The 13,844-nt window shown below is 29.1% G+C and carries 17 protein-coding genes; 16 read left to right on the forward strand and 1 reads right to left on the reverse strand.

The genetic code is table 11. The annotated features are described in order from the left end of the window. Nucleotides 1-738: 738 nt before the first annotated feature. Nucleotides 739-1,902 (reverse strand): tyrosine-type recombinase/integrase, encoded by a 1,164-nt coding sequence (locus F9279_RS08250; protein WP_047944793.1) that lies wholly within the window; start codon nt 1,900-1,902, stop codon nt 739-741. 284 nt (nt 1,903-2,186) lie between these two features. Here F9279_RS08250 and F9279_RS08255 point away from each other — a divergent pair, with 284 nt between their 5' ends. The 16 genes from F9279_RS08255 to F9279_RS08325 all read left to right on the forward strand — a co-directional run bounded on the left by F9279_RS08255 (nt 2,187) and on the right by F9279_RS08325 (nt 13,837). Further along, nucleotides 2,187-2,510 (forward strand): hypothetical protein, encoded by a 324-nt coding sequence (locus F9279_RS08255; RefSeq protein WP_144545643.1) that lies wholly within the window; start codon nt 2,187-2,189, stop codon nt 2,508-2,510. Between the two features lie 134 nt (nt 2,511-2,644). Next, a complete protein-coding gene (locus tag F9279_RS08260) occupies nt 2,645-3,625 on the forward strand; it encodes a helix-turn-helix domain-containing protein (protein ID WP_152112334.1) in 981 nt (326 codons plus the stop codon). 130 nt (nt 3,626-3,755) lie between these two features. Then, on the forward strand, nt 3,756-5,498 hold the full coding sequence (locus tag F9279_RS08265) for a dsDNA nuclease domain-containing protein (protein WP_226793370.1): 1,743 nt from the start codon (nt 3,756-3,758) through the stop codon (nt 5,496-5,498). Further along, nucleotides 5,495-6,055, forward strand: a complete 561-nt coding sequence (locus F9279_RS08270) for an ABC-three component system middle component 1 (RefSeq protein ID WP_152112336.1) — start codon at nt 5,495-5,497, stop codon at nt 6,053-6,055. The genes F9279_RS08265 and F9279_RS08270 overlap by 4 nt, the downstream gene beginning before the upstream one ends. Further along, nucleotides 6,021-8,717, forward strand: coding sequence for an AAA family ATPase (locus F9279_RS08275; protein ID WP_152112337.1), 2,697 nt, complete (start codon nt 6,021-6,023; stop codon nt 8,715-8,717). Before F9279_RS08270 ends, F9279_RS08275 begins: the two co-directional genes overlap by 35 nt. A gap of 294 nt (nt 8,718-9,011) precedes the next feature. Continuing rightward, entirely contained in the window at nt 9,012-9,593 is a 582-nt protein-coding gene (locus F9279_RS08280) for a hypothetical protein (protein ID WP_226793373.1), read from the forward strand. Between the two features lie 212 nt (nt 9,594-9,805). Beyond that, nucleotides 9,806-10,033: a hypothetical protein gene (locus F9279_RS08285; protein WP_047944800.1), complete on the forward strand. Its 228-nt coding sequence runs from the start codon at nt 9,806-9,808 to the stop codon at nt 10,031-10,033. A 54-nt stretch (nt 10,034-10,087) separates the two neighbouring features. Beyond that, nucleotides 10,088-10,387, forward strand: a complete 300-nt coding sequence (locus F9279_RS08290; RefSeq protein ID WP_144545654.1) for a hypothetical protein — start codon at nt 10,088-10,090, stop codon at nt 10,385-10,387. A 65-nt stretch (nt 10,388-10,452) separates the two neighbouring features. Continuing rightward, nucleotides 10,453-10,641: a hypothetical protein gene (locus F9279_RS08295; RefSeq protein WP_047944802.1), complete on the forward strand. Its 189-nt coding sequence runs from the start codon at nt 10,453-10,455 to the stop codon at nt 10,639-10,641. Nucleotides 10,642-10,653: 12 nt separating this feature from the next. After that, a complete protein-coding gene (locus tag F9279_RS25105) occupies nt 10,654-10,827 on the forward strand; it encodes a hypothetical protein (protein WP_186325669.1) in 174 nt (57 codons plus the stop codon). A gap of 185 nt (nt 10,828-11,012) precedes the next feature. After that, nucleotides 11,013-11,633 (forward strand): thermonuclease family protein, encoded by a 621-nt coding sequence (locus tag F9279_RS08300; protein WP_144545656.1) that lies wholly within the window; start codon nt 11,013-11,015, stop codon nt 11,631-11,633. Nucleotides 11,634-11,673: 40 nt separating this feature from the next. Beyond that, nucleotides 11,674-11,847 carry an aspartyl-phosphate phosphatase Spo0E family protein gene (locus tag F9279_RS08305; protein WP_016204211.1) on the forward strand — a complete coding sequence of 58 codons (174 nt, stop codon included), beginning with the start codon at nt 11,674-11,676 and terminating at the stop codon, nt 11,845-11,847. A gap of 30 nt (nt 11,848-11,877) precedes the next feature. Further along, entirely contained in the window at nt 11,878-12,123 is a 246-nt protein-coding gene (locus F9279_RS08310; protein ID WP_144545658.1) for a hypothetical protein, read from the forward strand. Between the two features lie 296 nt (nt 12,124-12,419). After that, complete coding sequence (locus F9279_RS08315; protein ID WP_016204213.1) at nt 12,420-12,746, forward strand: DUF4257 domain-containing protein; 327 nt, start codon at nt 12,420-12,422, stop codon at nt 12,744-12,746. A gap of 115 nt (nt 12,747-12,861) precedes the next feature. Then, nucleotides 12,862-13,116 carry a hypothetical protein gene (locus F9279_RS08320; RefSeq protein WP_016204214.1) on the forward strand — a complete coding sequence of 85 codons (255 nt, stop codon included), beginning with the start codon at nt 12,862-12,864 and terminating at the stop codon, nt 13,114-13,116. A gap of 265 nt (nt 13,117-13,381) precedes the next feature. Then, the gene (locus F9279_RS08325) at nt 13,382-13,837 is read left to right on the forward strand and encodes a hypothetical protein (protein ID WP_152112338.1); all 456 of its coding nucleotides are present in this window, start codon (nt 13,382-13,384) and stop codon (nt 13,835-13,837) included. Nucleotides 13,838-13,844: the final 7 nt, after the last annotated feature.

A 13,844-nucleotide genomic window follows, 5' to 3' on the forward strand; every position in this document is an offset into this window, starting at 1 on the left:
GTGGTTAGATAACCAATTAACTACCAATGGATATGATAATGTAAAGCGTATACTTTACGCAGATTGGCGAGAGAGTGAAGGCATACATGTAAGTCCTAAATAAAATTTGTTAGGATAAGAGCACATCAATTTTCTTGGTGAATATAAACTTTAGTCTTCAACAATCAGGCGCTTTAATGAAGTAACTAAAGCCTAATTTTTCACTTATAACACCGAGAAATTAGACTTTTTATATTTTGATTTCCTTAACGTTGTAAATCCGCATTTTCCTGACGCTACCCCTAATAGAACCCTGAAAAGAATAACGAAAGATATAGAAATCGGACAAGTATTTAAAATAGAAAAGGTTAATGGGGATTGGGTCGCATTCACGAAAGACAAAAAAGATGGTCAGAGAAAATGAATTATGGTTTAATAAATTACTAATAGGAGTAGTATTTATGAATGACGTTTGGGACGTATCAATGCTAAAAGGTGTAGCGGATGTGTGAGGTTACCAAATAAACGCAACAAGCGCTACAGAAGCTGTCTTGGTCGCTGAACAATCCTTTTTAGGTAAGGTCATAAGGGAGGCTTTAGCGGAGTACGCTTAAGACTAGATGAAGACAATGAATATAAACTCGTTATAAATGTGATGGTACAATAGACAACAAGGCGGACTGAATAAGGTCTGTTTTTTTTGTTTATCAAAGGGTTGTACGAATATACAACCCTTTTTTTTATATTGTCACCTGTAAATCACAATGAATTAATGATACTTGAATTTTTCCAAGCATGTCCCGCATTGTTTTCTCTTCTTGATTTCTTCTGCAGATAAATAGATGTTGTTTGAATCGATTTGTGCCCCAATGCAATTTTAATTTGATCCAAACTCGCCCCTTGATCAGAACTAATTTGTGCAAAAGCATGTCTTAGTGTATGTGGTGTAATTGGATTTTTCCTTGTTTTGATGAAAGGTAAATCCGCTTCATTAATTTTTTTTGTTAAATAATTAGATAAATACTTATAATTGTATGGTTTCCCTTTGTTCGTCATAAAAATATACGAATTATCACTACCATCTAATATAAAATCTAACCGTCTTGTTCGTCGAAATTTCCGTATTTCTTCTATTATATATGGATGTAAGAGTACCTCTCTTTCATGTCTCCCTTTTCCTAATACATATAACCAGTAATCTCCATCCACATAAGAAATATCCGATATTTTACTATGACATAATTCGTTTATTCTAAGCCCTGTTGTAATTAAGGTTGCTAGTAAACCATGAACAATGGGATGGTCTTTATAATAGTCCAATATCTGCACTACCTCATTTTTTCCTAAATCCCTATCTGGCCGATCAATATCCCGCACATTACTACTCAACATTTTTTCATGCAGCGGAACTTCTATATACTTTGTTTTATACAAAAAAGAAAGAAATCCTTTAAGAACTACCATTTTACGACTCAGTGTAGAAACTGCGTATGGCTTCTTCCCCTTCCCTAACGGAGCTGCAGCTAACCACTCTTGAAATTTTCTAATATGTACATGATTGAGTAGTTTAAATACCTGATAGGGATTTTGCTGTGCATTTAAATCTAATCCAATGGAAAAAGCATTTTCTATTATCTGTTTATACATGATAAGTAAATCTCTGCTGTACTCTTTGATGGTGTTCTCCATTTTATTCTTTCGTATATCCATATCTTTCTTTTGGTGTAAAAATAAATACATCATTTCCAAGTCATTTATTTCCTTATTGTTAGATACGTCCTCCATAATGATTAACTCGTCAGGTAAATTTTGAAATAGCGATGGATCTGTTAAAGTTTTTGAAAACGATGCGATGGACGACTGACTTCCAGTAAATTCTAACGAATTTTTGTTCGAATGGAATGAAATTTCCTTTTCTAGCATTTTTTCACCTCTTTTAGCATTTTTTGAAAACAAAGTGATTATATGGTTATATGTGACTCGTTATTAATTTAATTTAGGTATATTTAATATCTACTTCTATATTAGTAGAAAAATACTTTATTTGTCTACTATATATACATATAAATAAAATTAATATTTAAAATACATTTTAATATAAAATAGTAGGTATTATATTTTTTTATATAAAATAGATATTAAACCTTTGTTTAATATTAAGATACATATTATAATCTTATTAATGATAAAAGGAAGAGGTGGATTTTTTGATTAGCGAAAGTTTATACCGAGCATTAGATGAAAGTACTTTTTTTGTAAGTAAATATGAAGTGCAAGTGAAAACTTATTTCTTACAAAAATCCAAATATGGTCTTAGAGTGCAAGTTAGTAGATTTGTAGATAAAAGAGGAAGTTTGAGTCGAGAAAAAGATACAGTGGAGATTAAATTATTGATAGGGGGAGGAGGGGTAGTTATTGATAAAACTTTTAAAAGTATTACATTAGAAAAACCAACAAGAAAAAAGGTAGAAGAATGTATAACAGATTTTTTAGAGAATGCTAGTGAGTATTGTAAACAAAGCAAGAATTAATACATAAATTAGAATTATTCCCCAATTGAATATTGACTATAGTAAATGGTAACATATAAATAGATTATAATATTGAGTTAATATTAAATGATATGTATACACTATTTTAATAATGATTAGTTGGGGAGAATAAAATGGGCCAAGAAGATAAGAAAAAGCAAATTACTACAAAACAGGCTGCAGAATTATTAGGTGTTGCTGAGAATACAGTTTTATCATATTCCAGACAAGGCATATTAACTGCAGTGAATGAAAAAAGTTGGCAAATTGACAATACGAAGTACTTTTATATAGATGATGTAGAAGAGGTAAAAGACAAATTAAAAAAGCCAGGACTTAGCACTGGTGAAGTTGCTGCACAATTAGGTGTATCTACTGTAACGGTATTTAACTATATAAAGGATGGTAAACTTACTGCAGAGAAAGAAGTTTATAGAGGTAGGGAATTATATTTTATTAAACAAACGGAGCTTGAACGTTTTCAAAAAAATTATAAAAATATGAGAAGTAGAAATAATAAAGAGTTTTATTCCAAACCAAATAAACATGGTTGGTTTCAATTGTTTATTCATGAAAGAAGTGAAGAACATGGAAGATTGATGGTTGGGGAAGATGAAGATTACTTTTTATTAACTGCTAGTGGAAATAAGATTCCATATACGAAAATTGAGCAATATGGTTTTAAACCGGTTTATTTAATTGAAAGAGGTTCTATAATTTCCAAAAGGAAATTTGCTAAGTTTGTGTTCCCTTATGAATATAAGGTTAAAACTAATATATACTCTTTCATAGATAAATGTTATGAATATATCACTCCAACAAATATGAAGATGAACATAAATAAACAAACAATCGAGTTAGAAATTAAACCATATTGTTTTCCGTACGATACTTTAGATGAAGAAACGATTAAAACTATTAAGAAGTATATGGTGGAAGGTTCTATAATCTCAACGGTTAAAGGAATTTATATAGATTCTGAATATGAGTTGCTATCTATAGAAATACCTACCCAGGTTAAGGATTCTTTGAAACAGATTGCTTCTGAGGGGAATTTTACTTTAGAAGAGTTGGTTTCTGAAATTCTTTTAGAGTATGTTAACGAAAAACACTAAACTTTTTTATCTGAATAAACTCGTTTTATAGGAAAAAGTAATTTAGACTTTCTGCTAAAATGCAAAAGGATAAGGTGGGTATTAAGCATAGAGCGGAGAGGTTAATTAATAAAATTATTGAAATCTAACATTGAAATTAGAAATTGTCGTATCTTTCGCTATTAATACACTTAAAAAACGAAGGTTTAGAGAAGGAGATTGCATGATAAACACGGTAAGAAATGTTGTAGATGAATATATATTAAAAAGAGATAATATTGGTCCTATTGATCCAGAGAGGGAAGAAATTATTAATCAATATTTTCGAAATAGGAAAGGAGAAGAAATCGCAGAGCATTTAATAAATGCTACTGTTAGTGAAACTGGCGGTTTGACAGCTTTATCGGGATTTTATTATCAATTTTTAGTTACAATTGAATATATTGTAGAGATGTTAGAGGATAAATGGGATTTTGTTATTATGGAATACCATGATGATATTGTAGTAGGTAAAGGCAATAAAGTTCGCTTTGTACAAGTAAAAACTAGTCAGAAAATCAAACTGGAAGTCACGGAGTCTCCTGCTTCAAGTTTATATAGAAGGAGCAATAAAGAAATAAACAAGAAACAATTTCTTCAAGCTAATTCCTGGGTAGATAAATTGTTATTAAATGCAACTCTAACTAAAAAATCTGAAGAATACGAAACAGAATTTCAATTATATTCAAGTTATCATTTTATTCGTACCAAAAATTATAATTTTGATCATTATACAGATAATAAGTTATTTAATAAAGAGGTTTCTTCAGATGATGGTTTGCTCAAAGTATTATCGGAGAAAGTGTTTGACGATAAAGGAACAGAGTTTACTTATTTAAGTTTATGTGGAGAAAGTATAGAGTCACTACTAAAACGTTTTTATTTACATACGGGATCATCTTTGCAAGAAATAGATAAGTTTCAAGATTATTTATGTATGAAACTTAATAGAATTATTTTTAGTGGGTATGGGGAAAATGTATCTATTGCCGTTTCAGATTTAAATTTTATTATAGGGTATTTATTTGAAGAATGTACTGATAAAACTAATATAGAACGATTAATTATTACAAAGGAAAAGATCGTTAATTTATTAGATATCGTTAGAAAGAAAGCACTGTCCCAAGCCAGTTTAATAGTAAACCAGCATGAAGGCATTACTATTATTAATAGAGTTATAGATGAATTATTAAATAGCGTTAAAGACTTTAGAAATTCAGAAATCGTTAATAGTTTAATTTATGAATATAAGAAGTATTTAGAGTGTTGGATATTAAATGAGGGTGGAGATATAAAAAAATTATTTGAACGTCTATTTGATGGCACTAATAAAACCTCAATTTATTCAAGATTAAGCACTAATATGAAAGAAAATAGTTTATTGGAGTTATTTACTCTAATAATAATGCTCACAGTGAGTAAAAATAAAAAGACAAGATTCGATGGAAACGAATCATTGGTAGCGAAAAAATTTGAAGATATAGATGAAATTTTTGCATTTTTAAGATTAGAAGTTGCAAAAAAGAAACCCGAAGTTATTGAAAGATTAAACGGTATTATAAAAAATGCAAGTTTAAAAGAGCAGCTTTATCTAATGGGAATAGATTTAAATATCATTATACAAAATTATAATGATAGAAAGTTTGACAAAATTGAACCTCTCAAGATATACGTTAAGGAATCAATAGATATTGAAGAGTTGGAAGATAACCAAAAACTAAATGAGGTTCCAATCATAGCTAAATTATTACCCGGAAATATTATGAAAGCTGATTTTTATGATGCTTTGGAAGAAGATGATATAGAAAAGTATTTAGTGGAAAGGTTAGAAGAGTTAGAGGAGGGTGTTCTTTGAATAATTTTAATTTAGTACATAATAGACTAATTCAAAAGAATTTTAAAGCATTAGAAAATGAAGAAGTGGAGAAGCTAGGCTTTTCCCTATATGGAAATGAAACAATTAGAGTTTTTCTTAAGCGATTACACATGGAATTAGAACATGAAAATATAAATATCTATTCCAATCAAATAAGAATACTGCTATTAGAGCAAAGTGAAAATATTTATAATAGTTATTTTATCCTTTGTACAGATGAAGAAATAAACTATGAACAGTTTTTCATGATAGAACGTAATAATATAGCGTTAAGAAAGTATGTTGTTAGGGATGAAAATGATTTAAATCGAATTCCATTTTTGGATAATACAGTCGATAAAAAAGGAGGTAATTCAGAAAATTTAAGGGAAACTGAATATAATGAGGAAGTGAAAGTGTTATTTTCTCTTTTAAAACAATATGATAGTGAAAATATTAAATTGAAAGATTATCAAGTTGGGGAAATAGTAAATACTTTAATGCAAGGGATGGAAATTGATTATGAACATTCAAAAGTTGATAATAAAGAATTTTAAAAACTATATGGGAGAGGTCGTATTTGATTTATCCAAGGAAGTTATACTTCTATACGGTGCCAATGGATTTGGTAAAAGTTCTTTCTTTGATGCTATTGAATGGTGTTTAACAGGAAAAATAAATAGATTTGATGGTTCAGAAAATGAGCTGAAATACGATATTGTTAATAAAAGAATTCATATTGAAGAGAGCTTTGAAGTAGCAGTTACTTTAGAATTCGATGGGAATACTTTAATTAGATACTTTAATGTAACAAATGGTAACGTTGGAAATTTGCAAGTGAGAATTATATCAAAAGATGACAATGTTCATATTGGTCAAGAACAAATAGAAAATTTCTTAAAAATGCACACTGCGAATTCTATTACATATGAACGAGGGGGTTTTAGTCAATTATTAAAGCAAGCTTATATTCTATCTCAAGATCAAGTGACAGATTTTATTACAAGTGAAGATTCGAAAGAACGGTATAAAGCTTTAGCTAATATAATGGGTTTAAAATCAATGCTTCTCGAATTTGATAATTTTAAAAGAGTATTAAAAGGTTTAGAAAAAAATAAAGATAATTTATCTGACCAAATTAGTGAGTTAGATAAGGCTATAATAAACAAGAAAGAAACAATGCACTATTTTGAAAGAGAGAAATTAGACGAATTATCGAGTACGTATGGAATTTTATTATCGGATGGCAATACAAAAATCAATGTGGAAAATGAAATAGCTAAAAGACTAAATACTAAAAACCATTTAGAGAAATACATAGAATTTTACAGTAAAATAGAAGATGGGCAAAGAAATAGTAGCCTTAATGAATTGAAGAATCTTTTGAATGATTATGAATCTAGAGAAGAACTTCTTTTAGGTAAAAAGAAAAAAGCAGAACTTCTATTAGAACGTTTAAGCGATAAAATACTGAGTTTGTCAAATTTAGAAGAGAATTTAGAAAAAGTTAACGGATTAAAAGGTGAACTTAATGGTCTACAGATTTTATTGAAAGAGTTAAATGTTGAAGAAAGTAATATCGATGAATTAAATGAAAAGCTTGAATTACTAAGAAGTGAGCAATTAAAGATAGAATACAATTTAGCAGCTGTAAAATTTAAAAGTATAAATATTCCTCTGATTGAAAATGCAAAAAAATCTATTGATTTTATAATGGAAAAATTAGAACGATTAAGTAGTCGATTTCAAAAAAATAATAGTGTATCGGAGAAAATAGAGAGAATTATTGAGGAGAATAAAGATCAAGTTCTAGCTAAATTAATATCAGGCATTAGAGATGTTCAAGTATACACGAATAAATATGATTTAAATTATTGTCCTGTTTGTTCTTCACAAACAAATAATTTAAATAGTGATATAGCTCAAAATTTAAATGATTATTTGAATCAACTTAATGATGAAAGTAGTTATTATGAGAAATCTATAAGCTTATCAAAACATCTTGAAAATAGAAAGAAGAAATTAAAAGAAGAAATTAGAAGGCTAAAAAGAAATCAAGAGGAAAATGAAACTAAAATAAAAAACTTTGATAATGAAATAGCTAATTATAAATCATCAGATTTATTTGATGAAATGTTATTTTCAGAAAAACAATCTATTCTAGAAGAGCATTTAGCAAAAAATTCACTAGAAATAAATCAAAGAAAAGAAGCAATTGAAGTAATTTTAAAAATAGAAAAAGTATCAAGTGATATATCAGGTTATGAAAAAACCTCTAAAGTTACTAATAAAATAAAGTCTGCTAAAGACCTGAAAAAAAGTGTTGATAAGAATACTGCGAGAAAATATTTTGTGAATGCGAAATATAAAAATAATATTTCTTTACTTAAAGAAATAAAGAATAATATTTCAAGCGTAAATTTAATTATTCTCAATCTACAAAGTTTATTGAATGAGAATCAATATAATCAAAGGTTTATAGAAATATTTGATTTTGCTTTAGAATCAATACAAAAAATTGACATTGAGATTGATGAAATAAATTTTATTAAAGATTTGTTAGTGAAACAGGAAATTAATAATAATGTTCTAAAACAAATCTCTAATATCCAAAAAAATAAAAATGATTTAAACTCTAAAATGGGCAAATTGAATTCTTATATAGGTTTATTAGAAAAATATAAGCAAGAAAAACGAAGTTTGATAGGAGATGGGATTTCGGATTTTCTTAATCGAGGCAATTCTACCGTGCAAAGATATTTTAGATATTTAGATCCGATTCCAAGTGATTGTGATTTAGTATTTGAAGGAAGCGAAGAGCAAATAAATATAAAAGTAGCGTATAATAAAGAATTACGTGATAAGCCTGGTGGAAAAAGTAATGCTAAAAATATTTTAAGTTCAGGGCAATTAAATGTATTAGCCATATCTATATTTTTAGCAATTAATAAAGAACAACAAATACATTCACTAAATTTTGTAGGTATAGATGATCCAATCCAAAATATGGATGATATTAATCAATACACTATGTGTGACGTTTTAAATAATATAGAAAAGCAACTCATAGTTTCTACACATGATTTTAATTTCTTAAAATTATTTATAAAGAAAAATGAGCATAGAAAAAATGATATAATTATCTATAATTTAAAAAGTCCTTACATTAGTTCTGACAAATTAGAAATGATTAAATTTGATTCTCATAGATCAATTTGAACAAACTTTTTGTTTATTGCAAAATAAAAGTGCAGAGCTTTGCATAGGTAAAATGCAGGGTCCTGCACTTTATTTTATAAGTGCATAAAAAAAGACTTGCCCGTCACCCCAAGTCCCTCTACTGTAATGGTGTCGAATCATTTACAAGTGGAGGAATATGAAAGGATGCTAGCAATGTCTGGTACTCATTGTATCAAAAACTTGAGAAACAACAAGGGTTTATCTATATCTAAGATCTAAAAAACACTTGGTATTAACTGGAGAACAGCTAAGAAGTATGGGGATAATGAACAATTGCCTCAATCTAAAATAAAGCAGAAGAAAGGAATGATGACTGAAGGTAACTGGGTCGAGATGGTTTCCGATTGCCTCTTTGAGGACAGTAAGTTAAAGAAAAAGTCACGTCATACGAAGAAAGCAATTTTTGAAGAACTTCAAAGTCATAGATTTCAAGGTTCTTACAGAACTGTTTGCTATTTTGTATCTGATTGGGAAAATAGCCATAATGATCACCAAGATAAAGGCCATGATCGTTTAGAACACCCTCCTAGTGAAGCACAGGTAGATTTCGGAATAATGGAAGCAGTAAAAGACGGAGAATTCGTTGATATACATGCCCTTGTGATGTCTTACCCATGCAGCAATGCAGCTTTCGTTGTACCATTACCATCAGAAAACCAAGAGTGTTTTCTTCAAGGGCTTAAATTGCTGTTTCACCAAGCAAAAGGCGTTCCTAAGAATATAAGAATTGATAATTTAACGCCTGCCGTAAAGAAGATAAGGTCAAAGTTTGAAGCTACAAAGGAACAACTAGATAAGATAATAAAAGAGTTCTGTGTAAACTCCCACCAATATAAGAAATTAAGTGGTAAATAATCAGTAATTATTGCTTTTTTCAAAATAATCAACTAGAATTTATATATACATTTTTTTGTAATTTTTATTTTTAGCTATCTTTATGATAAGCATATTCTAATAGACACGAAGCCTTTGGGCCTTTGATTTTTACTTAACAATATTTTTGTTAGGTTAATAAAAGGACCAAAGGCTTTTTTGTGTTTATCACAGAAAGGAGCGGCATGTAATTAATGAAGGGGAAATATTTAGGAAAAGCAGATAGTGCTAACTTAGTTCCTGGAATGAGTTATTACTTATTTGAAAATGGTAAGGATTATTTTTATGTTTCTCGTTTTAACAATAAGAAGGCTCATTTTGGTTGCTACGAAAAAACACCTTTTGAAATTAATGAGGAAACAAGGGAGAAAAGTGAGGTTACATTTAAAGTAAGCAGTTCAGGACAGATTTCATTTTTCTAAAAGAGATCAGTTGGCATTTATCATTGGTTTTTAAATAAAAAGGGAGGCAAAAGAATGGAAACTTTAATAAATACTGTAGAACAGGTGAACTTTAAAGTTGAAACTTCATGTTTTAAAACTTATGAATTTTCCACGCATAATGGATTATATGTTGAAGAGGCACAATCGGAGTTTAGTTCATTTCGTTTAATGATCTATAAAAATGAAGAAGCGGCTATATTTGTTGCAAATGAGTTTGATTATGATATTAGCGAAGAGGTTTCTTATTTATTTGATATCGAAAAGATTAAAAATATTTGTGAAAACCAAAAGGATGTACCAGATTTCTCTGATGATTACTATAAAGAAAATTAAAAATTCTGATATTTTTTTGAAATCATATTAGTAATAATTGGTACAGGTTAAATGGAGGAACTGAGATGTATTACGATCGTGAAATACATATAAGAGTGGAAAGAGAGAGAAAAAGAATAATCGAATTCCTAAAAGAAAAGGGGATCACACGAAATAAAGATGATGAAAAAATAGATGATTTAACACTTTTGTCATTAACTTTAATGGAAAATGAATTACTAGCAGATATAAATACCAAAAAAGTATCTATATAGGAGGATTATTTAATGATTAGTTATACTGAAGAAGAAAAAGAAGTTGTGACTAAATTAGTTATGGAGTTAGCAAGAATAGATAATAAGAAAAGAAGAAAAGATTTAGTTTGGTGGTATTCCATGGCCAGTGGAATCAATAATAATGAAAAAACTAAGAAAATCATGGAGGATATAGAAGCAATTTAGCTTTGCCTTTTCTGAAAGGAGAGTTTAGTTTTTTTTGGGTTGAATTTTTCTATTTTTATCCTTATTATAAATATATAGGAAATTAGAAGAGTGAATATAATATATTGAGAAATGGGAGCACCCCAATTACTAAGTAAAGTCTTAGTATATTGGAGTGCTCTCTTTTTTGGAAATGAGGGGTTTAGATGAAAAAGATTATTTCCACTTTATTTATTTTATTTTTATTAAGTGGATGTTCAACAGATAGCCTAGTTACTTACCAGTCTAAAGAGAACTACAAGACTGATAATCAGGTAGAAAAGGAGATTTCGTTTAAGAAGTACTTTAATGATGTCAATCGTTCTAGTGAAAAGGCAGCTGATATTAAAACAGAAAAACACAAAGCTATAGTAAAAAAAGTGATAGATGCTGACACTTTAGTTTTGGAAGCAGATAAGTATACCGCTTTGAGGTTAATCGGAATAAATGGACCTGAAATTACAAAAGGGAAGAATGAGCCATTTGGACAAGAAGGTAAGGAATATCTGGCTAACCTTATAGAAGGAAAGGAAATTACCTATCAATTGGATCCTAATGCTGATGAAAAGGATAAGTACGGAAGAATTTTGGCGCATGTCTTTTTAGATCAAATTAGTATTCAGTCATATTTATTAAAAGAGGGATATGTTAAATTAGCTTACTTATTTGATGAATATGAATTTATTGATGTCTATAAGGATGCAGAAAATATAGCAAAAGAAAAACAATTAAATATTTGGAGCATCCCTGGTTATGCAGATACTGACTTAAATGGTTTTGTTAAGTAATACAAAGATATTCTAAAACAATAAAATTGGAGGAATACTCATGTATAAACTAAGAGATCAAATAGAGCGGGTAAGAGAAGAAATGTTAAAAATTGCATTCTCAGAGGGATTTAATTCTCCCGAAGCAATAAAGAAGAGTAAAGAGTTAGATGAATTAATACTAAGATATCAGCAAATGAACCAAAATGAATCGGTAGAAGTTAGAATTTGTTAAGAGGGTAAGAATAGTTTAGGAGGGGACATAATGATAGATTGGAGAGAAGAAGACGTTAATAGATTCTTTAGCTATCATAAAACAATTACTTATTATGGTGATGAAATACCTAAGTATCTGGTTCTAGAAAATCCAGATGGGGACGGTTGGATAATTGGTATGTTTTATCCATTTATAGGAGGAGAGTACGTTCCATTAGAAGAAGCGGGAGACGTACGACTATTATTTTCTACATTAAAGTCAGCAAAAAATTATGTGGATTTTAATTTATGGTGAGAAGTGATCAAATAATAAAAATTCTTAGACTTGAAAATTTATATCTAGTAAAAAGGGATAGGTTTACTATCTCTTTTTAAATTGTGTAGTGTTATAAGAAAGAAAATCGTATAATAAATGTATAACCATTTTTTCTTTTTTCTTTTTTGGCAATCCTATTTAGGATTAGCGTCTTAACTAATAAACACGCAGCCTTTGGGCTAATAGGCATAATACATGTAACGCATGTATTTATTGTCTATTGCCTCAAAGGCTTTTTTGTGTTTGCGCAAATTTTTCAAGAGAGGTGAATAGGCATGTTAAATAAAATAATTTTGGCTGGTTGTATTGGATTTGGTATGGGAGTTTTAACTCACGCAAAGAGGTATGGGACAATAAAAAAACCGAGGAATAATAAACTTACATTCTATCCGGGTTTCTTATTGGATGGTTGTTTTGGAGCTGTTGGAGCTATTGTTACGATTTTATTCAGTGATCCAAATGGAACGGAACGAGTAATTTTAACATCAATCTTAGGTGGATATGTAGGTGAAAATGCAATTATTAAAGTTGAAGAATCACTTCAATCAAAGAAGGAAAGCAGAATAGAGGAAATAAACAGAAAGATAAATCAGGATCTGTAGTGTTTATTTTTTCAACATGATTTCGATATGTTATAATATTTATAACAATAATCGTAGTATAGTGCAGAAGAGCATAGAATATAGTCGAGGTAAGATAGACGAGAGGAGAGAAATCATGAAACTGAATGATATCCTAACGGAAGAAGAAAAAAAACAAGTTAATGATTTAATGGTAGAGTTAGACGATTGTATTACTGAACGCCAAATGGATAAGATAACTAAGGCTATAGAAGAGATTTTTAATGAAGCTAAAAAAAGATATTATGAATCAATAGGTTCAAATAAAGAGCAAGCCGCTTCATTACAGGAAGATAGAAGGATATTTCATAGAAGATCCCCTAAGCGATTAAGAAAAGTATCATCTTACTGAACAGAGAAGAGATTAATAATCTCTTCTTTTTGTTTTGTTTTTGATAAGTACATAAGCACGATTCTTATGAAAATAAGAAAATAAAAGTGCTTATAGGATAAAGGAACATTAAATTAATGAAAATTAATAACAACTAGACTTTTCGTTATATGGTTGCTATAATTTACCTATATAAATAACGAAGAGGGAATCCCCCTAGATGAAGACATATAAACTGTATGTCTTATTCTAGGGGGATTTTTTTGTTGAAAGGAGAAAAAACGTCATGGAAAGAGAGAAAAAACTGAAAGAAGGCACATACTGTACGAATGTTTTATTAAGATGGTTAACAACAGATTTATTATTAACTAATAAAAGGTTTAAAGGGTATGATCGTAATACCGTTTTAGGTTTAATGCCTATAGGAAAAAATGAAGTTACTATGTCCTTAAAGAACATAGCTAGTGTTTCAACATCAACAAAATTTCATCTAAAGAGATTTTTGTTTGGTCTGTTTTTTACATTCATATTAGGACTTCCTTCTTTTGTTAATGGTGATTTTTTCATAGGATTAGTCCTTATTCTTATCGGTATTGTTCCCTTGTTTAACAGTTATACTTGTTCGTTAAATGTATCGAATAATGGAGGGGTAGCTTTACCTATTGAGATTTCTATACTGGAAAGAGGGAATTTACAAGAATTTGCAAATGCGATTAATGACACAATTGCTGAAGTAGAATAGGGGGCTT

This window comes from Bacillus sp. B1-b2 (assembly GCF_009183415.1).
Classification (GTDB): domain Bacteria; phylum Bacillota; class Bacilli; order Bacillales; family Cytobacillaceae; genus Niallia.